The sequence below is a fragment of the bacterium genome, from assembly GCA_021158245.1.
Lineage (GTDB): Bacteria > Zhuqueibacterota > QNDG01 > QNDG01 > QNDG01 > QNDG01.
This window is the reverse complement of the sequence record JAGGVB010000148.1, coordinates 1-23,679: the sequence shown is the minus strand read 5'-3', so window position 1 is coordinate 23,679 and position 23,679 is coordinate 1. Positions and strand designations below refer to the sequence as shown.

18 protein-coding genes are annotated in these 23,679 nt (G+C 39.7%); 3 read left to right on the top strand and 15 right to left on the bottom strand.

The window, feature by feature from the left end; translation table 11 throughout:
• The 8 genes from J7K93_07940 to J7K93_07905 form a co-directional block, all read right to left on the bottom strand.
• The coding region (locus J7K93_07940; GenBank protein MCD6116930.1) for a hypothetical protein at positions 1–451 on the bottom strand (451 nt) is incomplete at its 3' end.
• 118 nt (positions 452–569) lie between these two features.
• Positions 570–4,310 (bottom strand): carboxypeptidase regulatory-like domain-containing protein, encoded by a 3,741-nt coding sequence (locus J7K93_07935; GenBank protein MCD6116929.1) that lies wholly within the window; start codon positions 4,308–4,310, stop codon positions 570–572.
• A gap of 652 nt (positions 4,311–4,962) precedes the next feature.
• On the bottom strand, positions 4,963–6,162 hold the full coding sequence (locus tag J7K93_07930) for an FAD-binding protein (GenBank protein MCD6116928.1): 1,200 nt from the start codon (positions 6,160–6,162) through the stop codon (positions 4,963–4,965).
• Between the two features lie 41 nt (positions 6,163–6,203).
• The gene (locus J7K93_07925; GenBank protein MCD6116927.1) at positions 6,204–6,992 is read right to left on the bottom strand and encodes an electron transfer flavoprotein subunit beta/FixA family protein; all 789 of its coding nucleotides are present in this window, start codon (positions 6,990–6,992) and stop codon (positions 6,204–6,206) included.
• A gap of 11 nt (positions 6,993–7,003) precedes the next feature.
• Positions 7,004–8,638 carry a DUF2271 domain-containing protein gene (locus J7K93_07920; protein ID MCD6116926.1) on the bottom strand — a complete coding sequence of 545 codons (1,635 nt, stop codon included), beginning with the start codon at positions 8,636–8,638 and terminating at the stop codon, positions 7,004–7,006.
• Complete coding sequence (locus J7K93_07915) at positions 8,628–9,425, bottom strand: CPBP family intramembrane metalloprotease (protein MCD6116925.1); 798 nt, start codon at positions 9,423–9,425, stop codon at positions 8,628–8,630. Before J7K93_07915 ends, J7K93_07920 begins: the two co-directional genes overlap by 11 nt.
• On the bottom strand, positions 9,422–10,702 hold the full coding sequence (locus tag J7K93_07910; GenBank protein MCD6116924.1) for a histidine--tRNA ligase: 1,281 nt from the start codon (positions 10,700–10,702) through the stop codon (positions 9,422–9,424). The genes J7K93_07915 and J7K93_07910 overlap by 4 nt, the downstream gene beginning before the upstream one ends.
• A gap of 194 nt (positions 10,703–10,896) precedes the next feature.
• Entirely contained in the window at positions 10,897–12,861 is a 1,965-nt protein-coding gene (locus J7K93_07905) for an oligopeptide transporter, OPT family (protein ID MCD6116923.1), read from the bottom strand.
• Positions 12,862–13,002: 141 nt separating this feature from the next.
• Between J7K93_07905 and J7K93_07900 the strand changes: the two genes are divergently transcribed.
• The 3 genes from J7K93_07900 (at position 13,003) to J7K93_07890 (ending at position 17,149) form a co-directional block, all read left to right on the top strand.
• Positions 13,003–14,886: a glycoside hydrolase family 97 N-terminal domain-containing protein gene (locus J7K93_07900; GenBank protein MCD6116922.1), complete on the top strand. Its 1,884-nt coding sequence runs from the start codon at positions 13,003–13,005 to the stop codon at positions 14,884–14,886.
• Between the two features lie 109 nt (positions 14,887–14,995).
• Entirely contained in the window at positions 14,996–15,424 is a 429-nt protein-coding gene (nikR, locus tag J7K93_07895; protein ID MCD6116921.1) for a nickel-responsive transcriptional regulator NikR, read from the top strand.
• A gap of 66 nt (positions 15,425–15,490) precedes the next feature.
• Positions 15,491–17,149: a formate--tetrahydrofolate ligase gene (locus J7K93_07890; protein ID MCD6116920.1), complete on the top strand. Its 1,659-nt coding sequence runs from the start codon at positions 15,491–15,493 to the stop codon at positions 17,147–17,149.
• A 363-nt stretch (positions 17,150–17,512) separates the two neighbouring features.
• Here J7K93_07890 and J7K93_07885 read toward each other — a convergent pair whose 3' ends face one another.
• From J7K93_07885 to J7K93_07855, 7 genes are all read right to left on the bottom strand, one after another.
• Entirely contained in the window at positions 17,513–18,178 is a 666-nt protein-coding gene (locus tag J7K93_07885; GenBank protein MCD6116919.1) for a lysophospholipid acyltransferase family protein, read from the bottom strand.
• Positions 18,179–18,312: 134 nt separating this feature from the next.
• A complete protein-coding gene (locus J7K93_07880) occupies positions 18,313–19,149 on the bottom strand; it encodes a 2,3,4,5-tetrahydropyridine-2,6-dicarboxylate N-succinyltransferase (GenBank protein ID MCD6116918.1) in 837 nt (278 codons plus the stop codon).
• Positions 19,150–19,161: 12 nt separating this feature from the next.
• On the bottom strand, positions 19,162–20,064 hold the full coding sequence (locus tag J7K93_07875) for a 4-hydroxy-tetrahydrodipicolinate synthase (GenBank protein MCD6116917.1): 903 nt from the start codon (positions 20,062–20,064) through the stop codon (positions 19,162–19,164).
• Between the two features lie 75 nt (positions 20,065–20,139).
• A complete protein-coding gene (locus J7K93_07870) occupies positions 20,140–20,850 on the bottom strand; it encodes a 4-hydroxy-tetrahydrodipicolinate reductase (protein ID MCD6116916.1) in 711 nt (236 codons plus the stop codon).
• Between the two features lie 15 nt (positions 20,851–20,865).
• Positions 20,866–22,209 (bottom strand): aspartate kinase, encoded by a 1,344-nt coding sequence (locus J7K93_07865; GenBank protein ID MCD6116915.1) that lies wholly within the window; start codon positions 22,207–22,209, stop codon positions 20,866–20,868.
• 55 nt (positions 22,210–22,264) lie between these two features.
• Complete coding sequence (locus J7K93_07860) at positions 22,265–23,257, bottom strand: M20/M25/M40 family metallo-hydrolase (GenBank protein MCD6116914.1); 993 nt, start codon at positions 23,255–23,257, stop codon at positions 22,265–22,267.
• Positions 23,258–23,468: 211 nt separating this feature from the next.
• Positions 23,469–23,679, bottom strand: a 211-nt coding sequence (locus tag J7K93_07855) for a hypothetical protein (protein ID MCD6116913.1), incomplete at its 5' end; no start/stop codon positions are given.

Sequence of the window (23,679 nt, the reverse complement as noted above, 5' to 3'; positions counted from 1 at the left end):
CTCCGCAAATGACTCCATCAGGATCAACTGCATAAACAACATCTCCGACCTGAACAGGGTATCCGTGAAAAAAACTCTCTGTGCTACAGTATTCAAGATACTGCATTGAGCCTTCAACAACAGGTACCGGTTCAAGAAAACTTGTATCAGGAACCTGTGAAGAAAAGGATACAAGAGGGAAATACCAGTCAGCATGTATTCGCAGATCAGAACCGGAGGGTAAATCCGGAAGTGTAAATACTCCGTTGTTGTCTGTGTAAATTTCTTGTAAGATTCGTCCGTTAGGATATGAATCCCATACTTCAATTACAGCGGTTTTAATACCGCCTTTTAAATCTGCTACAACCCTGACATCCTGTGCATACAGGCTGTTTATAAACAATAACGACAAAATAAGTATTACACTTAAAAACCAGCTTCTATATTTAAAACACATCTTTATCAAATACAATTAATTCCCCGGATTCTTTTAGATGTCTGTTTAATCCAAAATCCATGTTTTATGATTTTAAAGCCTCCCTTTTTATCGTTCAGGGAGGCTTTAAATCCGGTTTCAATCTCTGTAGAATTTATTGAATAAACAAAACTTTCCTTGCTGATGTAAATCCTGCTGCCTTCATTCTGATAATGTACATGCCTGAGCCTACAAAAGAACCATCTTCTCTTGTCCCGTCCCACTTAACTTCAAAGGTTCCGGCTTTCCGGTTTGAATTTACCAGAGTTTTTATTTTCTGCCCCATGGTATTATAAACTGTAATATTTACTATGCCCGATTCCGGCATCCTGTAACGGATTGTAGTTTCCGGGTTAAACGGATTTGGATAATTCTGCTCAAGTTCGTATATCACAGGAATCACAGTTTCCTCTTTTTCAGACAGCATTACATTAATATTACCTCTGAAATGCCATGAAACCGGTTTTACAGGTTCAAGCTTATATCCGTCTTCTGTAAATAAGGTCAGAACATCCCCCTCGCCTGCTCCCTCGTCTATTGAAGTGGATGGAACATCTCCGTAAACATGGATAAGAAATGCACCATCATCTCTGACAATACCTGCCCCGCATATAACTCCGTCTTTGTCCTTAACCAGAATTTCTGTATTAGAGGAAAGTTTTTCAGGCTCAACACCCCACAAATCACACCAATAGGGAGTTGCAAAAACTTTTATTCCGCCCTTTACGCTTGTTTTTTCAAGATGCACTGTCTGTGCTGCGGTATATCCGTTTTCAGGATATGTCAGGATATCATCAACACCCATGTGAACCCAGTAGCCATGATGATTATCAAATACATAAAGATCGTTTATCGGCCTTCCTCTTGACCATGTTCTTATCTCACTGTTTGAGCTGGAAGATTCCATGCCCTGGACATAATCATAATTTGTACCAAGAGTACTGAATGCATGAGACATTGAATCTGCTGTTGTAGGAAGATATCCGATTAAATTCCACCCTGTGTAAAGATTAATCGGTGTCGTGACATCAATTCTCTGTCCTGCAACTCTTAAAGTCTCCACAACAGTTGTATCTGATCTCATCCAGTACCCGTGAATGGCATTCATATATTCCAAATCATTTGATGAAGCTGGCCTGTATCTGTCCCAGCTCTTTACAGGATCAGGATCATTTCCGTAATAAGCACTTATGTAATTCAGGCTGTCAATCCCTGAAATAATATTCGCAACACTGCTGTCATCAGGAGCCGAATGGAAACTTATAAGGTTCCAATTCTGATAAATCGGCATTTTACATGTAATCCACGGCTCAACATTTAATTCCAGATGCCTGCTCTCCTGATTTGCCCAGCCCGGATCTCCGATGTAAGATGCTTTGTACCCGTTAATATAAAATATAATCGTATCTCCGTTTTCCGCTCCCTGATCTCCTGCCAGCAGAGGATCTTCTCCGTAAACATGGATCAGGTAAACTCCGAACCCGTCATCTGCAGTATCTGTTACAGTAGTAACACCGCAGGTCACTCCGTCAGGGTCTTCTGCTGTAATTACATCTCCTATCTGCAGGGCCGCTCCGAAGTAAAAACTTGTATCCCCCCAGAAATCACAATAGTACCTTGATGGAGTTACAGTCGGAATTGCAGCAAGCATCATATCATTTCCTGCTGACGGTGATAGAACATCTTTATCAACTTTGGGATAATAACCGGATCCGAATACTCTTATATCATATCTTGCACTGTCAAGCCCGGGTATATCATAATTTCCTGACGCGTCTGTTGTTGCTTCGCCTACGAGGCTGTCCGGATAAGGGAACCAGGCCTGTACTGTTGCACCTGCAACAGCAGATCCGCCGAATGTAATATTGCCTTTCAGATATGGAAGAATAGTTAATGCAATTGTATTTCCGGAACTGCTCGCATTGACATTCTCCGTAAGTTTTGAATAGTAACTGCTTTTGGATACATAGAGGTCGTATGTACTGCCCTCTGTAAGTGAATCCACAGAAAAAGTACCGTCTGATGCTGTATTTACACTATCTATTCTTGTGCCTGTATTGTAAGTATCCCACACAACAACTTTTGCACTGTTAATAGGTAAGGATCCGTCTGTTACTGTTCCGGAGATATACGGAATTAATCTCATGTCAAAATGATATCCGCTTCCCGGAGCCGAAACATCAACATATACGGAATCAAAATAACCTGTTACAGTAAAAGCAATATCATAATCCCCATCCGTATTAACTGCAATTGAAAATTGCCCTGATGCATCTGTGTTTGTACTGTCAATCCTCGTACCTGTACCGTATGTATCCCAGACTACTACTTTAACATTATTCAGTACTGCACTGCTTGATAGGTCTTCAACCGTACCGGAAATATGAGGAAGAGGAGTGAGGCTTATATTGTTATCTGCGCTTGGCGAAACAACATCATCCACTTCCCGAATTTGGTAATCAGGGTATTCAACTCTTAAATCGTATGTTCCTGCATCAAGCCTGATAGCAAACCTGCCGTCTGCATCAGTTACTGTTGTGTCAACTATTGTACCTGTAGGATAATCAGTCCAGGCTCTGACAACAGCACCGACCAGAGCTTGGGAACTTTCATCTGTGACAGAACCTACTATGTAATCCTCATCTTCCTCAATTCTCACAACATACATATCTAAAAGATTTCCCGGGCTTCCTGCAACATAATGCGCACCTGCTGCCACATAACCATGGTCAGAGGTTTCTGTGATAGTCTGAAAATCATCGTCATCAGCTTCACCTGAAAGTTTCGACCAGTATAAATTGCCGGACCCGTCCACCTTAACAATATAAGCATCCTTGTCATCTCTGGGGCCTGTATGTTTTGAATATCCTGCTGCCACGTACCAGCCGTCGCTGGATTGTATTACAGAATAGCCCTCATCGTCGCCTGTACCACCAAATTTGCTTTCCCATTCTTTAGTGCCGTCAGAAGCTATTTTAATAAGACATAGATCTTTTGCACCATGTCCATCAGACATTATTGTATATCCGGTAAGTATGTAGCCCCCGTCAGTTGTCTGAACAATAGACTTTCCTTCATCATCAAAAGGGCCCCCGTAAGTCTGAGACCATGATGAATCTCCTGTCGCATTTGTTTTAATCAAATAAAAATCCTTTGCTCCCGCTCCATACGATTCCGTATATCCCAGGATTGCATACCCGCCGTCTGCAGTTTGAACCAGATCATATCCTTTTTCGTCATGGAGTCCCGTATATGTCTTCTGCCACTGCATAGTCCCGGAAGCATCGGTCTTTATTAAAGTAACATCATAGTCACTATCACGCTGCGGCTGAACAAAGCCGACCAAAGCATATCCGCCGTCAGAAGTCTGAATACCTGTACGGCCTTCATCCCAGAATAAACCACCATAAGTATTGAGCCATCCGACTCCTCCTGTAGTATCACCGCTGGCATCGGTCTTTAATAAAAACATATCTGTCTGGCCTGCACCCCACGAGCTTGTATTTCCGCCTATTATAAAACCGCTGTCAGTTGTAGAAAATATCGATCTTCCGCTCTCCCCGCCTGTTCCGCCGTACTCTTTTCTCCAAAGAAATGTTCCGTCAGCATCAGCTTTAACTATCCAGATATCATAACTACCTGCTCCGTAAGACCTGGTATACCCGGTCACTACAAAACCGCCGTCCGCAACCTGAACCACACCTCGGGCCTCGTCACTGCTCACGCCTCCGAAATGCTGCGTCCAGACAGTATCTGGTGCCTGAGCAAATACATTAGCGCTTACTGCAAAAAATATAATTACTGCAACAAATCTGACATAAAAATACAGATTCTTCTCTTTTCTCCGAGGGATCATCTTAATTCCTCCTATTAAAAAATTTGGTTTATATCTGTACAAAAATTTATATCATCAGTATTATACCCGGCCGGAATACTGCCAGAACAGGGTAAAAAAAAGACAATACTTAAAATCGCTCAAAAATCATACCACTATCTTTGATATTTCAATAAATGTCATCTGCAACATACGGAAAATTGCCGGATAATAACTTGAAGTGCAGTAATAATTTTGTTGACCAAATTAAATATAACAATAAAAGCAAGAAAAATGCAATAATATTATAAAAAAATAGAAAAATTGTCTACTCCCTGTTAAACAGCAATTCAACGGGCATTCAGACCTACCTAATAGATTAAATTCCATAGATTTATAAACAAAAAATTACAATTAAATACTGCCCGGCTTCAAAAACACTAAGCATCCCATGCCAGGAATTAATCTGATAAATCAGATTTTGCGTTCCATTGCTTTTAATTCAGGGAAAAGTCAGATTATAATAGATTTTTTTAGAACCTCTAACATGAAACGTCCTGAATAAAGGACAAGTAAAAAATTTACTGTCCTCTATTCAGGACAATATGCTGACTGATTTAAATTATTATCAGCAACGAACAATACTAACAGAAAAAACCATGGAATTTTTATAATTACAATTATACGTTTAAAACTACATAATCTCCTTAAATCTTTTTGTAAGCTCAGGAACTATCTCAAAAAGATCCCCAACAAGACCGTAATCTGCAACCTCAAAAATCGGGGCATCAGGATTTTTATTTACTGCAATAATCACATCTGCCGATGACATTCCTACCAGATGCTGAATTGCGCCTGATATCCCTACTGCAATATAAACCTTTGGCTTAACAGTCTTTCCTGTCTGTCCTACTTGATGAGAATAACTGATCCATCCCGCATCAACAGCGGCCCTTGAAGCGCCTACTGCACCCCCAAGCACCTTTGCCAAATCTTTTAACATTTCAAAATTTTCAGGGCTCTTAAGGCCTCTTCCGCCCGATACAATCACATCAGCTTCTGCAATATTCACTGTGTCTTCCAGCTCTTTCACAACTTCAAGTACTTTTGTGCGAGTTGCCGCATCCTGCGAAGTAACATCAACTCTCACTACTTCACCCATTGTTTTCGATGTATCAAGAGCTGCTTCAGGCATAACCTTGTGCCGTACAGTTGCCATCTGAGGCCTTGTATGTTCGCATAAAATCGTTGCCATTATATTTCCGCCGAATGCAGGCCTTGTCTGAAGCAGATGTCCGGTTTCGGAATCAATTTCAAGCCCTGTACAATCTGCAGTCAGTCCTGTTTTAAGTTCAACAGCAACTCTCGGTATAAGCGCTCTTCCGAGAGCGGTTGCACCTGCCAGAACGATTTCCGGTTTATGCTCATTAATCAGTTTTACAAGTATCCTTGAATATGCTTCATCATTAAACTGCTCCAAAACAGGATCATCAGCAATGTATACCTTATCTGCACCCCTCTGAAACAGGTCAAGCAGAACAGAATCATTCAGATTACTGCCGAAAAGAACAGCACTCAGTTCAGATCCTCTCTCTTTTGCAAGCCTCTGGCCTGCACCTATTAATTCATAAACTACTGACTGGATTTCACCCTCACGCTGCTCTGCAAAAATCCATACACCTTTGTAATCTTCAAGCCCTTCAACTGATGTACGTTTTACAGTTATTTCAATAGCATCTACAGGACAGACCTCAACACATGCTCCGCATAGAGTGCACTTTGCAACATCAATCTCTGCAAGTTTATCTTCCATTGTAATTGCGCCGTAAGGACAAACCTTAACACACGCCCCGCAACCGATACATTTTTCTTCAATAACTATTATTGCTGGCACTTGCAACTCCTTTGTATCTTTATCTTTTTTTAAAAATATAATTACTGAATCAGTTTAAACTCTTTTGCCATTTCCATAAATTCATTTACAACTTCTGCAGGTTCTCCGGTAAAGATTTTGCCGCCGGTTTTTCTCGGAGGAGCAAATATCTGTTTAACAACTGTAGGAGAACCTTTCAAGCCTATTAAATCTTTTTCAGCGCCTATGTCATCAGCCTTCCACACAGGAATCTCCGTCTTTTTAGCAGCCATCTTTCCTCTTAATGACGGAAGCCTGGGTTCATTAATATCTTTTACAACTGTAATAATGCACGGCAAAGCTGCTTCAACTACTTCAAAGCCCTCTTCCATCATTCTCTCTGCAACTATTTTTTCAGGAGAGATTTCCCTTATCTTTTTCACAAATGCTATTTGAGGCAGATTAAGATGTACTGCAATACCGGGCCCTACCTGAGCTGTGTCTCCGTCTATAGCCTGTTTTCCGCAGATGAGTAAATCAATTCCTTCCAGTTTTTTAATTGCCTGTGCAAGTGCATAAGAAGTTGCAAGAGTATCCGCACCTGCAAAAGCCGGATCGCTTATTAAAATAACTTCATCCACTCCCACAGATACAGCTTCTCTGAGCACTGCTTCGGCCTGAGGCGGCCCCATTGTAATTGCATAAACCTTACCGCCAAGTTTTTCTTTGATTCTCAATGCTTCTTCTACTGCATATGAATCAAACGGATTTAATATACTTTCAACCCCTTCCCTGACAAGAGTATTTGTTTTGGGGTCTATTTTAACATCTGTTGTGTCAGGCACCTGTTTGATGCAAACAACAATGTTCATATACACTCCTTCTACTTATATTCAACAAGTAACCACGGTATAAACGGTTTATTATTACTTAAAACTTGATTTTTCTTCTTACCGACACTAACAATTGCTTCTGCTCTACCATATTTCATACTCGGCCACCATGATGATTCCACTACAACAGTATATTTACCGGGTTTAACTTTCTGATTATTTTTATCAGTCAGATCCCATAAAAATGTATGCTTGCCCCAGTCAATACTTGCCCCTGTTGTGCCATTAGTTTCAAATTTGGATTTATTTGCCCAGATCGGGAGGTCCACCTGTTTTTCTTTTGCATATCCCGCAAATCCGGAAACATAGACTGTTCTGATAAAATTCCCTTTCTCATCTTCTATCCAGACTGCAGTCTGGGGAGCAAGTTCATCCTGGAATCCAAGATGAAATGAAATATTTACTCTGTGTTTCAAATTCTTATCTGTTGAATGATCGGTTTTTCTGAGGCCAAACTCGTCATAAACATTCTGCACCTCGTCTGCATTCGGATAATTCTTTACAAGGCTCATCCATACTGCATCACCTTTTTTCCGATATGCATAACCCAATGTATATAAAATATGGGGCCGCATGGAATCACTAATATCAGTACGTTCTTTAAGCTCCTCAAGGATGCGGATTCCTTCATCCATCTTTCCAACAAAAAACGGCATCATCACAACTGCTGTAGCATAATAGACTGATATCTCATTATTATCAGGAGCCAGCTTATGCGCTGTCTCAAGGTGTTTAGTCAATTTGAATGCAAGATTCGAACGCGTATTCGTATCATTATAAATTCTTTCATCGTACCCGACAGCTGCATCCTGCTGATAAATTTTTGCAAGAAGGAGATGCAGATCTGCCCGTTTGCTGTCTATATTTAATGCCTTTTCTGCATATTTCTCAGCAGCTTTTAAATCACTCTTTTTAAAGCTGTTTTCTGCAGATTTAATAAGATTTTCAATATTATCTGTATGTGCATAAGTCTTATTTCTTTTCTGCTCCTTGTCAGATTTCTTTTTCATTTCTGACTTTATTTCATTTAGATTTTTTTTAATAATTTCGGCTGTCTTCTCAGGAGGATTTAATTCCAGCGCCCTCTCCCACGCATCTGCCGCTTTAGCAAACCGGGAAGTCATTCTGTATCCCTTTCCGAGAAACTGCAGAATTGTTACTTCTGTTTCAGGGTCATTTTTTACAAGTTTCAGGGAATATTCCAGATTTTTAATTCCCGCTTCTGTTTTTCCGAAGAATGACGGTACATTTACCGCAAAAATACCATAATAAATTCTCACTTCAACATTATTGGGATTTATTTCTACTGCTCTGTCCAATGCTTCAAAACCTTTTTTCACACCTTCCATAGCAGCCATCATGTCACTTTTCTGACTTGCCGCTCCTGCAGCTTCTGACCAGGCCTTGCCAAGTTCAAGATATGCTCTGTCGGAATTTGGATTTGCAGCAACAACCTTATTCAATATTTCCACTGCTTTAAGAGCGCTGCCATTTGTTCTTAATTCAACTGCTTTTTTAATTTTAACATCAATATTATTTTTTACAGAATCCTCTTGAGCGCTTAATATTGACCCAAGGGAAAAAGCTGAAATCATCAAGAAAATCTTAAACATATTATTCTTCATAGCCGCTCACCTCTTTCTGATTAGTAAACTTGTAAAAATATTTAAATCCCGCAGCAGTAATAAATAAACAGCATATAAGGATAACAGGCCTGACATGGCCGCCTTTTAAATACCAGGTAATCTGCTCAGGCCTCTCATTTGCAAATAGCAGGGCCAGGCTGTTGTTAAAGCTGTGCATGACTACTGTTCCTGCAATACTTCCGCTTCTCTGTGCAGCAACACCGAAAAATACTCCGATAATAATAATCTGAACAAATGCCCATGGATTAAAATGAATAAAACCGAATACAAGAGATGTTAACAGAATCCCCCTTGTAACATCAGTTGCAGCTTCCAATCTCTGCTGAAGGAAACCTCTGAACAGCGCCTCCTCTGTAATCGGCGCTACAACTGCAACGGCAAGTACCAGAATTATTAAATCAGATACTGAATTGATTTTCATAAATTCAGTTATTTTCTGCATTATTTGAAGGTTGTATGGTAATACTATCTGTATTAATCTGTCCAGTTCATCAATTAGCACTGATATCCCCCCACCGATAAATAAAGAGGATAACAGAATTTTATAATTTACAGATTTTAGTCTGAAATTATTTTTTATACTGCCTTTTCTTTTAATAATAAACAGCAGAGCAGGTACAATAATAAGAGTTTCCATAAGTAGAATTTTTACTTTTCCAAGATGGTTACCTACGGCAATCTCAAGAGTCAAAATAAGCAGGACAGCCCATACAACCATACCAAGGGCTTCCCATACTGTAATGGATTTGTCCGTGCTTATGTTCAAGCCTTGTCCTCTTTGTTCTTCAGTAAAAAATCTACTACTTCGTTAAAAGGGATTTCAAGGCTTTTTTGCTCATTCATAAATTTGATTTGAACTTTTTTCTTTTCAAATTCTTCTTCCCCTGCAATTATTGCAAAACAGACATTACGCCTGTTTGCCTCCCTTAGCTGAGCCTTCAGGCTGCGCTCTCCAAAAGCCATGACAACGGGAATCAATTTACTTCTCAGTACAGAAACTGTTTGTACGACCCACGATTTGGCTTTTATACTTTGAATTGCAAAAAATGCAAGCGGAGGTTCAGGTTTTATTTCAATGTTCTCCTGAGCCTGTAATGTAAGTACAATCCTTTCAATTCCCGAAGCGAAACCTACTCCAGGAGTAGGAGAGCCTCCTATTGCTTCTGAAAGTCCGTCATACCGCCCCCCTCCGCATACAGCATTCTGTGCTCCAATTCCCTGTGCCCACACTTCAAAAACAGTCTTTGTGTAGTAGTCAAGGCCCCGGACAAGCCTGTGATTAACCTGATACGGACGGCCTGCATTATCAAGATACAATTTCAGTGTATTGAAATGCTCCTTACATTCGGAACACAGGTGTTCGGAGATTGGAGGTGCATTTTTGATTACCGGCTGGCACTGATCCCGCTTGCAGTCAAGTACACGCAGTGGATTTGTGTTAATTCTTCTTTTGCAGTCGTCACACACTTCATTGATGTGTTCTTTGTAATACTCTTTCAGTTTATCAAGATAGTTAGGCCTGCACTTGGGGCATCCTATGGAATTTATCTGAAAACTCAAATTTTTAAACCCAAGTTCCTCGTAAAGCTGAAATGCAACAGACATAACTTCAAAATCAAGAGCAGGATCCTGTTCCCCCAAAGCCTCAACATTAAACTGTGTATGCTGACGAAATCTTCCTGCCTGCGGTCTCTCATACCTGAAAACCGGACCGAATGACCACAATTTAACAGGTTTGGGAGTACTTGCCATACCGTGCTGAAGATAAGCTCTCATTACACCCGCTGTAAATTCCGGACGCAAAGTAATGGAATTCCCCCCCTTATCCTCAAAAGTGTACATCTCTTTTTCCACAATATCAGTACCCTGTCCCACACCCCTTGCAAAAAGGCCGGTTTCTTCAAACACCGGGAGAGTCAGCCTTTTGTACCCGTAAGCACGTACTATATTTCTGATCTTCTCTTCTATTAAAAGCCAATAAGCCTGCTCATCAGGAAGCACATCTTTTATCCCCTTTGGAGATTGAAAAACCGTTCTTGCCATAAACTTTTTCCCTGTTGTTAAATATTACCAAAAAATTAAGGCAGCCTGCAATACTGTACTGCATTTTTACTAATTGGAATCCGCCGCGAATCCCTTTATTCTATACTGCAGATTTGCAAATCATGTAATTTAAAATAAAATTCCTTTTATGCAACCCTTTATCAATTTTTTACTTATGCCCTGCTATTATTCAATCAGGCTTTTCTCCTTGATTTTGCAGCCTGAGAATAGAGATACCATCCAAGAATAGTAAAGATAATGCCGGACACTATCTGTCCTATCCATTCAGCCGGATACTTTATTTCAAGAAGATGCGGAGCACTGGACAGGGCAACAGCAATTATTGCTATAACAACGCCCATAAGCCCCTCCCCTGCAATAAAGCCCGAACCAAGGAGTATTCCGTTGTCCCTCCCTTCATCCGCCTTACTGGTTTTCTCTTTTGAAACACCGTACTTTTTATCAACATAATGCCTGATAAGCCCGCCAATAAAAACCGGTGTCATTGTGTACAGAGGGAGGTAAACACCAACTGCAAATGCAAGGGGCGGAATTTTGAAAAACATTACAACAATGGAAAAAATCGCACCAATTCCGACAAGATCCCACCTGAGGTTTCCGTCAAGAACTCCGTCCAGAACAGTTTTCATAAGTGTAGCCTGAGGTGCGGGAAGTTCTTCTGTACCGAATCCGTAAGCTTTTCCAAGGTAGAATACAGAGAGGCAGATAAAAAATGCAGCTCCTACAGCTCCTATCATCTCAGCCACCTGCTGCTTTCTCGGAGTTGAACCTAATATAAATCCGGTCTTTAAATCCTGAGATATATCTCCAGCAATAGAAGCTGAAATACACACAATTGTACCAATTGTAAGAGCAGTTATTTTTCCTGTAAGATCAGTCCAGCCAAGAAGTTTAAATATTAATCCGGTACCAAGAAGGGTGACAATCGCCATACCAGAAGTAGGATTGGAAGATACTCCTATCATTCCCACAATCCTTGAAGAAACTGTCACAAATGAAAATGCAAAAATCGCAATAGCAATAGCACTGAAAAACCGCATCAGCATAGTTGTGTTATGGCCGATAATTCCTGGCAGGAATGTAATCATAAGAATAATAATACTTACTCCCAAAAGAACATACTTTATAGACAGATCCTGCTGTGTCCTTAATCTGGTATCTACTGCGCCTGAAGCACTTGAGCGCAGCCCTTTGATTCCGATTTTTAAAGAATCAACCATAGTCGGAATGGACTTGATAACTGTAATAATCCCCGCAGCAGCTACAGCTCCAGCACCAATAATTCTGATGTATCCCTCCCAAATTTCTTTTGGCGAAAGCTGGCCTATTAAAGTAATGGAAGGATCGAGCCCTTTTGTTCGGAGATATTCAAGAGTGGCAGGCCAAATTTCCGAATTGCCGAATTTCCATGCAATAAACGGAATAATAACAACCCAGGACAGCAGCCCTCCTCCGACCATAATAGTACCGATTCGCCTTCCGAGTATGTATCCGACACCAAGAAGAGCAGGAGTTGTGGAAACTCCGACCTCAGCTTTATTAATAAAAGGCAGATGAATTTTTAATTTTGAAGGCCATAAATATAAAAGTGAAATCAAACCCTTGTATAATGCACCTATGCCCATTCCCATAAACACACTTTTTGCAGAAGCCCCTCCTTCTCCTGTTGCAGCAATTAAAACCTCAGCTGCAGCAGTACCTTCCGGATAAGGGAGGTTTTCATGCTCCTGAACAATCAAAAACCTGCGAAGGGGAATCATAAGGAGAACACCCAGCACTCCTCCTGTCATTGCAAGCATTGTCAGCTGTAATAGAGAAGGCTGATAACCCCAGATAAACAGTGCAGGAATTGTAAATATTATTCCGGAAGCAAGAGAGGATGTAGAAGAGCCTGCTGTCTGGCTTATATTGCATTCAAGAATCGTTGCTTTTCCGAAAATAGGAGAAAGCATCTTAAGTACAGCCACGGAGACTACTGCAAGAGGAATAGCAGTACTTATTGTCAACCCCACTCTTAGCCCGAGATAAGCATTCGCGCTGCCAAGTACAATTCCAAGTATAACCCCGAGAACCACAGTTTTAAGATTAAAATCTTTCATCTGTACATCAGCAGAGACATAGGGTTTAAATTCGCTCATACGCTCCTCCTGTTTTTGATTAGGATAAATGTTAAAAAGTACTTCTATCTTTTGCTGAAATTTTTTATATTAAAACCGCATATTCAACTATTAATGAAAATCTGTTCAATGTCTGAACCAGTGCACCTGACAGAGGCCCATATGCACAAGAATTTATTACCCGGTATCATTCCGGGATTAGTAGTATTAATCATATCTTTCATTACTGGGGCAACTTCCGCTTCTGAAATTGTTCTTTCTCCTGATAAAAACATATCTTTAATAATTTCTGTCCAGGAAAAATCTTTACCTTATCCTCAGGAAGAGTATCTGTACTATTCAATCTATTTTAAAGATAAAAAAATAGTCAAAGATTCGCCTCTCGGACTGAATTTCTATAACTTTCCTCCTGTTAATAAAGATTTACGCCTCTACAATGTTCAGAGAAAAAAAATCACGGGATCATTTGTGCCTGTTTCAGGGACACCTGACACTTCTTACGTAGAATATAATCAAATTCTCCTGTATCTCCAAGAAAAACGTCCGCCTTTTCGATTTTTTACAGTAGAATTTGTTCTCAGCAACTATGGAGCGGCCTTTCGGTATCATATTCCTTTAAACCAGGGCATTTCAGTAAGAAATATTAAAAAGGAGGATACCGGATTTTATTTTTCAGAAAATTACACAGCTATCCTGCCTGCTGTTTCTGATAGTAACGAATCTGAAACTTTTACATATTCAACATTGTCAATATCCCAAATTAATGATACACTTTCCATTATTCCTCCTCTTCTAATGCAGGCAAGCCAAAATCTCTGGATTGAGATAACTGAAACAAATGTCAAAAACAGCAATGCCATGAGGCTGAAAACTGTACATAGCATCCGTTTCTCTTTTGCTGAAGCACCTTATAAACAATCAGGGAAAGATATGATCAACTCAACTTTTACAGCATGGAGAGTTGTATTGATAGGCGAAAATCCGGGTAAATTTTCATACAGCAGCTTTATAAATCTTCTCAGCCGGCCACGCTCTTTTAAAGATGTTTCATGGATAAAAGGCGGTTCATATCTTGATTTTCAAGGGAATGTGAACACTGATTCCCTGCTGCATTCTATTGATTTCTGTGAAAAGAACAAAATTAACTATATAACAATCCCTGTGCAGGCCAAACCCGACTCAGAGCAGATCAGGCATGTTACATCTCTCGCAACTAATAAAGATGTAAATGTCATTTTACGAACGTCCCGGTTATATTTAGCGGAAAACTGCCGAATAAAAATGTCAGATATTAAAAGAATGGGGGTAGCAGGCATTTTTGTGGATATTAGCAAAGAGAATAAAAATGCCGGACTGATAACTGCATCTGAGATTTTGGATAATGCCGCCGCAAATAATCTCATTGTAGGATTTAAAGGAAATGGAAATTTTTCCGGCCTTGCAGAGACATATCCCAACTTTTTGACTCTTGCACCGGACTTTAAGTATATTTTCAATAAAGCAGCCTGGGGTATATACCTGCCGCTCACAACAATCCCATATTCTCAAATGATATCTTCTCCTGTTGATCTGTGTGCAGTTTACTACGATAACCTGAAAAGCCAGGGCCAAAACAGTACATTTGACATCAGTACAATTCTTGCTCTGAATATTCTGACAAACTCTTCTCTGAGAATGCGGAATAACAGTTTAATTGTACCTGAGTTTAAAAATTTTCTGTATGATCTCCCTTCCTCCTGGGATAAAACCATATTTATAGACGGTAAACCAGGCAAATTCATCATTCTGGCGAGACGTACAGGATCAACATGGTATGTAAGTGCAATATCAAATTCATATAAAAAGACACTCAGCATCCCCCTCAAATTCATAGACAACTCAAACAAACAATATAAGGCATCCATATATTTTAAAAATCCTCACAGAAAAGGCAAAACCCCGGCAATAATAACAGAACATTTAACAGTTAAATCTTCCGAAAGCCTCAATGTAAATCTCATTCCCGGCGGCGGATACACTGCTGTAATAAAACCGGATGATAAATAGGATTTTTTATTCAGGGCGATTTGTAAAATATGTAAAGAGCCCCTTGCATTTCGGATTAAATAATATTATTTTGACACTAATCATACTTTACCCTCGGGAGAAAACCATTATGGGAGAATTGAAAAGATTCGGTGTGTCAATGGACAGCATGCTGCTTGAAAATTTTGATAAATACATAGAAATACACGGCTATTCCAACAGATCTGAAGCTGTACGTGATCTTGTCCGGGATAAACTTGTGAGAGAAGAATGGGATGAGAGCAGAAAGGACGATTCCAAGGAAACCGTAGGCACTATTACTATAATTTATGATCACAGCAAACATCAGCTTTCTAATAACTTAACAGAGCATCAGCATCAGCATCACCACGAAGTCATTTCAATGATGCACATCCACCTTGATGAAACAAACTGCCTTGAAGTTCTTGCTGTAAAAGGCAACGCAGATAAAATCAGAAAAATTGCTGACAACCTGATCAGCACAAAAGGTGTAAAACACGGCAAGCTTGTTATGACAAGTACAGGAGAAAACCTGTAGCGGATTATAAGTGTAATATGGGAATTATTATTTTATACTTTAAAAATATTTCTTAGTGGAGGTTATATGCCGCAAGATAAAGAATCTCAATATCTAAAACCTGTTGCAGATATTGCTAAAAGTGTGGGATTAGAGCCCTCTGATATTGAATTATACGGTGACTACAAAGCCAAAATAAAACTGTCTGCGTATGACAAATTCAAGGAACATAAAGATGGCTCGTTGATTCTCGTATCTGCAATAACACCGACACCTGCAGGTGAAGGAAAAACCACAACAGCAGTTGGGCTTTCCATAGGCCTTAACCGTATAGGAAAGAAAGCAATCGTTACTTTAAGGGAACCTTCTCTCGGCCCTCTTTTCGGGATGAAGGGAGGAGCAACAGGAGGAGGCAAAACTCAGGTACACCCTATTGAAGAGATAAACCTCCACTTTACCGGTGACATACACGCTGTTTCAGCTGCTCATAATCTTATTGCAGCGTGTCTTGACAATCACATTTTTCGACGCAAAGAGCCTCTTATTGATCCCAGAAAAATTTCATGGAATCGTGTGCTGGATATGAATGACAGGTCTCTGCGGGATATTGTAATCGGCCTCGGAGGTAAGAAAAACGGTTTTCCAAGGGAAAGTCAATTCGCAATAACAGCTTCATCTGAGATTATGGCTATTCTGGGCCTGTCCACAAGTTATGAAGACATGTGTCAAAAGCTATCAAATATTCTGATCGGTTTTACTTATGATAACCATCCGGTATTTTTACGTGATCTCAACATCTGCCAGGCTGTAAACTCTCTGTTAAAACACGCTATTAAGCCGAATCTTGTCCAGACCACTGAAAACACACCTGCTCTGGTACATGGCGGCCCCTTTGCGAATATAGCTCAGGGCACATGCTCTGTACTATCAATGCAGCTTGCGCTTAAACTTGCTGACTATGTGGTAACTGAAGCAGGCTTCGGATTTGATCTCGGAGCAGAGAAATTCTTTGACATAGTTGCACGCAAAAGCGGGCTTAATCCAAAAGTTGTTGTTCTTGTTGCAACTGTAAGAGCATTAAAAATGCACGGCGGCAGAAAAATTAAAGAGCTTAATGAATCTGATCCCCAGGCAGTTGAAAGGGGACTTCCGAATCTTGACAAACATATTGAAAACATCTACAAATTCAATGTTGCGCCTCTTATTGCAATAAACAAGTTCCCTTCCGATTCTGATGACGAGATAGCTGTCATTCAGAATTTTCTAAAAATGAAAGGTGTGGAATCTGCTGTAATTGATTCAGCAGGCAGAGGCGGCGAAGGTGCAGAAGAGCTTGCCCGCAAAGTAGCGGAGCTTGCAAATCATTCAAAAAAATATACTCCGCTTTACAAACTCGATTCTCCGCTTGAGGATAAGATAGAGACCGTATGCAGAGAAATTTACGGTTCTAACGCAATTGATTTCACTAAAGATGCTAAAAATGACATTAAAACAATCAAGAAACTCGGACTCGACAAACTTCCGGTCTGTATAGCAAAGACTCAAAAATCTCTGTCGGATAATCCTAATCTCCTCGGCAGGCCCAAAGACTTTCTTGTTACAGTCCGCAAAATCAGCATATCTTCCGGAGCAGGGTTTCTGGTGCCGATAACAGGGGATATTCTTCTCATGCCAGGGCTTCCCAAAGTACCGACTGCGGAAAATGTTACTATGGATAAACAGGGAAACATTAAGGGATTATTCTGAAAATTATTATGTATGTGTTTCCGGGAGGGAAAGGGGATTTATTATAAGCCCCTTTCATCCTTCCCTGCTATCTCTGCAGCTTTTGATATCTTTTCTACTGCATCAATTAACTTTGTCTTGTCCTGAAATAGGTTGTCACTTTAAAATTGAAAGAGGTATAGGGTATAAGGGAATACCACGGAATTTTTTTTGCCGGCATCTGGAAATTTCCGTTAATCTATTCTTTTAATTCGTGTTAATTCGTGTAATTCGTGGATGAATTCGTGGATCCGACAGGATTGTGAGTTCTTTCTCCTGCATGACTATCTTTTTCTTTCACACCTGACGATATACTTTATAAGAAAATTAGATTCGAGCAGTTGTCTATTTCTCAATCCAGCCCGCAAGCTTATCAGCCTTTCTTATATTATCCAAAAGAATCTTCTCTAAGGCAAGGCTCTCCTTTTCAATAATGTCTTTGGAAGTACTTGCAGCGGTATAAAACGGTTCGCCAAATATAACGACTGATTTGGCAAATGGTTTCGGCAGCATATACTTATCCCATGCTTTCATTATTACAGCTTTTTTTGAGGAAAAAACAAAAGGCACAATAACAGCATCCATTTTTTTTGCAAGAAAGAGAATCCCGGGTTTAACCTTGTAAATAGGGCCCTTTGGCCCGTCAACAGCCATAACTCCGTTGTATCCTGTATGCATCAGCTTTATCATTCCCAATAGTGCCCGAACAGGAGATTTTGCACTGGAGCCGTATGCAACCTCGAACCCGAATTTCTTAAGCACTCCTGCCGCCAGCATACCGTCCCTGCTTGTGGATACCATAACACATAAATCATTATACCCAAGCATCCTGTACACAGCAAACTGCCTTCCGTGAATAACAGCAAAAATAACTGTTTTCCCTGAATTTATCATCTTGTCAGCATTTTCTTTGCCCAGTACCTGAAGTCTTAATGTCTTTGAGTAAAGAGTTACTGCTGCCCAGCCTAGAAAAGGCAGAATATTTTTGTATACCCAGTCTTTAAATGTCACCCTTAATTCTCCCTTATGGAAGCAGCAGATTACCACATTTCACTGTAATTGCTACAAGCCTCCCATATGTTAATATCCTGGTTATAATTTTTCTTTTTAGCCCATGATGCATATTTAAGGAAATCATGAATCCATTATCTTAGAAGATTCTCTATTTTCACACTCTTTTCAGTCTTGGTGTCACGGTATTTTACAATAACCGGAGTATAAAGAGATATTCCGTACTCTTTTCCCATACCTTTTGTAACAGGCCTGGAACCGGGAACAACAACTGCTCCTTCAGGAATTTCAAGAGGAGCATTTTCACTTTTCCTGTAAACTTTTTCTTTAACAAGATCAAAAACCTGAGTTGCTCCTGTAATGATAACTCCTGCTCCGATTACAGCTTTTTCCCTGACAATAGTGCCTTCATAAATCCCGCAGTTGCCTCCTATCAGTACATCATCTTCAATTATTACAGGTATTGACCCTATCGGCTCAAGGACTCCGCCTATTTGTGAACCGGCGCTTAAGTGAACTCTTGCACCTATTTGAGCACACGACCCCACAAGAGCGTGGGAATCTATCATTGTACCCTCATCCACGTATGCGCCTACATTAATATACATGGGAGGCATACATGTTACATTTTTACCTACATAACATCCGTTTCTAATTGATGATCCTCCCGGAACAATGCGTATTCTGTCATCTATAGACAGAGGGCGTAAAGGATATGTAGTTTTATCAAAATACCTGAATTGATTATTTATCGAATAATCCTTTAACTCCCCGATTTTAAAGCCGAGGAGAATACCTTTTTTAACCCACAGATTTACCTGCCATTTGCCGTTTTCTTTTATTGCAGCTCTAATCTGTCCTGAATTAAGAAGCTCAATAAACTCATTAAAAGTTTTTATGATACTGCTGTTTGGTTCATTATCCTTTACATACTGGAATGAATCCTCAATTGCATCAATCAATTTATTCATTAACAGCCTCTTCTATAATTTTTTCTTCAGCAGCCCGAGATCATCCATACCTCTGCGTAAAAGCTCCTTCTGCTCTCTTGACATAGGCACAAGAGGAAGGCGGTACTGCTCTTCTATAAGCCCCATCATGGCAAGGCCTGCTTTTACAGGAATCGGATTTGTAGTGATAAAATCAAGTTTTATTAAGGGAAAAAGTTTTTTCTGTATTTCCATTGCCTTGTCAAATTTACTTTTCAGGCAAAGCTGTACAAACTTAACCATGAGTTTCGGCACTTGATTGGATACAACCGAAATAACGCCTACTCCCCCAAGTGCAATAATAGGAAGCGTAATTGCGTCATCACCGGATATAATCTTAAAATCAGACGGAGTTTTTACTGCAACTTCAGCAATTTGGGAAACATTGCCTGAAGCAGCTTTAAGTGCAATAATATTAGTTATTTCACTCAGCCTTGCCACAGTATCGGGCAGAATGTTAACGCCTGTACGGCCAGGTACATTATATACAACAATCGGAGCATCAACTGCACCGGCAATTTCTTTATAATGTTCGTAAATGCCTTCCTGTGTAGGCTTGTTATAATAAGGTGCCACTGAAAGAATACCGTCCGCACCGACAGCAATGACTTTCCTTGCCATCTCAATAACTTTTATTGTATTATATCCTCCGGCTCCTGCAATAATCGGCACTCTTCCCTTTGATTCCTCTACAACAATTGAAACAACTTTCAGATGTTCATCTTCCGTCAGAGTGGGGTTCTCTCCTGTAGTACCGCAGGGAACAAGGAAATCAATCCCTTCGTCAATTTGAAAGTTGACGAGCCTGCGCAACGCTTCTTCATCAAGATCCCCGGAAGATGAAAATGGAGTTACCAGTGCAGTACCGCATCCTTTTAAAGCACTTAAGGATTTCATAAAATGTCTCCTATTATTATTAAGTGTCATATATTATCATTTCTCAGAAGTTATACATGCTTTTGACAAAACTTTTCACGAACCGTCCTTAAATAGAATTGATTCAAGTACCTGATTAAATTCGTAAAAACCTTTTCTTCCTTCTATCCATTTAGATGCAAGCACTGCACCTTCTGCGAAACCCTGTCTGTTCTTTGCCCTGTGAGTCAGATGAATTTCATCAACAGCAGAATCAAAACTGACATTATGAATCCCCGCAATATAACCCGCTCTCACACTTGTTACGGGAATTTCTCGATCTTTGTAACTCTTCTTAAGAAGCATATGCAGTACTTTTGCAGTTCCTGAGGGGGCATCTTTTTTCTTTTTATGATGGGACTCCTCAATAAAGGGATCGTAAAAATCAAATGTACTGATTAATGATCCGGCATATTCTGCAATTTTATAAAAGAGATTTATGCCGAGAGAAAAATTTGACGCATAGACAAATCCGATATTTCTCTCTTCGACAATTTTCTTTATCTTCCCGATCTCCTTTTCCCAGCCTGTTGTACCTATTACAATGTTCTTTGATAGCTCTGCACAAATTTTTACATTGTCCAAAACAGCCTCCGGGAAAGAAAAATCAATTAAAACTTTAACATCCTTAAGCTTTTCAGCTTCATCTTTAGACGGTTTTATGGGATTATCTTTTTCATATATCTCTGCAATCTCCACTTTATTTCGTGCTGCAATGGACTCAATCATATGCCCCATCTGGCCGTATCCTATAAGAGCGACCTTCATAACGTCTCCTTAAAATTATTTATCACATAAAAGATCATTGTGAAGAGATAAAACCGCACCCTCTGCCGAAGTTTCCTCTAATACAATAGCAAGGCTCATTTCCATATTTACAAAAATTTCATAATCTATGCCTGAATTATTTAATGATTTAAATGTACTTTCTGCAATTTCCGGCTCATTTCCTATGCCCCTGCCTACAAGCGTTACCAAAGCAATACGCTTTTTGACTAACAAATTATTGCGGGCACCATAGGCTGAAATAAACCGCTCAGCTCCTACTCCGTTTCGTACAACCAGGTTAATACTGTTGTGCAGGTAGGTTGACAGATATATTTTTAAACAGTTTTTCTCCATATCTGACAAGACAGTCCGGATATTATTTGAATCCGCATTTTGAAATTTAAGGAGAATCAAGTTCTTAAGACAGGTTATTGATTTTACTTTTACATCATCATCTGCCTGATCAGGTACTATTGATGTAAAATCTCCGTCAATCTCATTTGTGTTTCTGATTGTTACGGGAATCTCAAGTTTTCTTGCAGGTTCTATAGAAGACGGATGAAGCACTTTAGCACCCAAAAATGTCAGTTCTTCTGCTTCGGAAAAAGTTAAAGTGCGCACTGTTTCAGCATCTCTCACAACATCAGGATCAGCAGACATTATCCCAGGTACGTTTTTCCATATTTGAATTGCATCGGCTTTTAATGCCGCACCGATTATAGAAGCCGTATAATCTGATCCTTCAAAACCTAAAGTTGCAGGTATTCCCTCTTCTGTTGAACCGATAAATCCCTGCAAAACAGGGATAAAACCCTTTGCTGCCAACGGAGCGATTATGCTTAAAACCAATTTTTCAGTCGCTCCAAAAACTGGCTGTGCGGCAGTGAAAAATTTATCTGTAATTATTATCTTTCTGGAATCAAGCAGCTTTGAATTTATTCCATCCTGCCTGAGACAACTCTCAACAATCAGAGTAGACAGCAATTCACCGTAGCATAATACAGAATCCTGGCTTCTTGGCGACAGTTCTTTAAGAGCAAAAAATGCATTAAGGCTCTCTGAAAGCTCTTTAAAGTACTTATCCATTCCTGCTGAAACTTCGTACAGAAATTCATTTTCTAACAGAGATTCTGCCATCCTGAAGTGGAATTTGCGGAGATCTTCAAGATGTTGATCCCCCTTTTCTCTGTTTCCCTCAGCATATTCTTCAGCGCATAACAGAAGAGAACGAGTTGTTTTTGCCATAGCAGAAAGTACTATAACAGGTTTTTCTTTTCTGCGGGATTTAATAATTTCCACTACATTTTTTATTGATTCGGGACTGTTTAGAGAAGCCCCTCCGAATTTCATTACAATCATATTAATATTCCCGTGAATTGCATAATAAAAAATATTACAACTTACATTGCTAATTTCATGAATTAAGCAGAATATGCGTAAGTTCGGTATACAGATCCACTGCTTTTTTCAGATCTGTTTTTCTTACTTTCTCATGTGAAGTATGGGCATCAAGTATAGAGCCTGGCCCTATTAGAAAAGGCTTGCCCCAATTTGAAAGCACTGGTACATCTGTTGCAAATGCTGCAGCTCCTGTTTCAAACCCTTCTCTGATATTCAAAATCACAGGATCAGATGTAAATGTATACTCCATTGAGATACCTTCAGTCAATGACTGCTCAAACATATCTTTCATTTTTTCAAATGAGACAACTGTCCGGAACATAATTTCAGCTTCCGCATGATCTGGAATTACATTGGCCTGAACCCCGCCGTTTATCGTACCTATGTTCCATGTTGTTTTTCCCAGAACCTCGTGCTCAGGGAAATCCGTATGCTCCCATTTCTCAAAAAGATGCAGAAGTTTTAACACTGCTGAATCACCCAGTTCAGGATATGCAGAATGAGCTGATTTACCTGATGCGTTTATCCTGATTCTTACAGCACCCTTTGTTCCTGTTATAAGTTTATTTTCAGTAGGCTCGCCGTTAATAAAATATTCACAATTATTCTTTATTTCATTTGCCTTTTTTGCACCGTCAGAACCGCTCTCCTCTCCTACTACAAATAAGAGCCCTACATTTTTAATTCCCTCTGACAGCAGTTTCTCAGCTGCTTTAATCTGTACAGCTGCGGAGCCTTTTGCATCGCACGATCCTCTGCCGTAAATAAATTCATCATCTTCATCATAAGAAATATACGGATTCACCGTATCCACATGTGTTGTAAAAATAATCCTGGGTTCAAGGATTTCTGCATACAAATTGTACCTGTCTTTTTTAACCTTTTGGAGAGAGATTGTAAACCCGGTTTTTTTAAGATATTCCGACAAAAAACTTATAACATCTATCTCCATCCCTGACGGAGATTCGATCCTGACAAGGTTTTCCAATAAGCGGAACAAATCCACAACAGCCTCTTTAATAAAATCTTTAATTCCGGTAAATTTATAAAAAAAAGATAAGCAAATCTCTCAATAATGTCAAGGTCATTACAATTAAACCGCACCATAAATATATTTTTACAATATCGTTCAGCAATGCTGAACCATAGGCATTATAATAAGCCGAAATCCTTTTATTTTGATTCCGGCCTGGCCGGAAGAATCAATCTCCTGAAATCTACAGTAATTTCATCCCGCGGGCGTTATTATTGAACTGAAATTTATTTAAAGTAAAATTGAAACAGGTTCTCCGATTTGTTTTAGTATCAAGCAGAAGGATTACCGGCATCTGCAAATCTCCGCCCTGGTGTTCTCTCGCAACGCACGCAACGAACGCGAAGAAAAGACAAGGATAAGGGATAAAGGATAAAACAAAAGACGGTATATGG

Excerpts from the sequence above, each read along its gene's own strand:
- J7K93_07935 (MCD6116929.1), bottom strand. The coding sequence starts at position 4,310 with ATGATCCCTCGGAGAAAAGAGAAGAATCTGTATTTTTATGTCAGATTT.
- J7K93_07925 (MCD6116927.1), bottom strand. The coding sequence starts at position 6,992 with ATGAACATTGTTGTTTGCATCAAACAGGTGCCTGACACAACAGATGTT.
- J7K93_07920 (MCD6116926.1), bottom strand. The coding sequence starts at position 8,638 with ATGAAGAATAATATGTTTAAGATTTTCTTGATGATTTCAGCTTTTTCC.
- J7K93_07910 (MCD6116924.1), bottom strand. The coding sequence starts at position 10,702 with ATGGCAAGAACGGTTTTTCAATCTCCAAAGGGGATAAAAGATGTGCTT.
- J7K93_07905 (MCD6116923.1), bottom strand. The coding sequence starts at position 12,861 with ATGAGCGAATTTAAACCCTATGTCTCTGCTGATGTACAGATGAAAGAT.
- J7K93_07900 (MCD6116922.1), top strand. The coding sequence starts at position 13,003 with ATGCACAAGAATTTATTACCCGGTATCATTCCGGGATTAGTAGTATTA.
- nikR (MCD6116921.1), top strand. The coding sequence starts at position 14,996 with ATGGGAGAATTGAAAAGATTCGGTGTGTCAATGGACAGCATGCTGCTT.
- J7K93_07890 (MCD6116920.1), top strand. The coding sequence starts at position 15,491 with ATGCCGCAAGATAAAGAATCTCAATATCTAAAACCTGTTGCAGATATT.
- J7K93_07880 (MCD6116918.1), bottom strand. The coding sequence starts at position 19,149 with ATGAATAAATTGATTGATGCAATTGAGGATTCATTCCAGTATGTAAAG.
- J7K93_07875 (MCD6116917.1), bottom strand. The coding sequence starts at position 20,064 with ATGAAATCCTTAAGTGCTTTAAAAGGATGCGGTACTGCACTGGTAACT.
- J7K93_07870 (MCD6116916.1), bottom strand. The coding sequence starts at position 20,850 with ATGAAGGTCGCTCTTATAGGATACGGCCAGATGGGGCATATGATTGAG.
- J7K93_07865 (MCD6116915.1), bottom strand. The coding sequence starts at position 22,209 with ATGATTGTAATGAAATTCGGAGGGGCTTCTCTAAACAGTCCCGAATCA.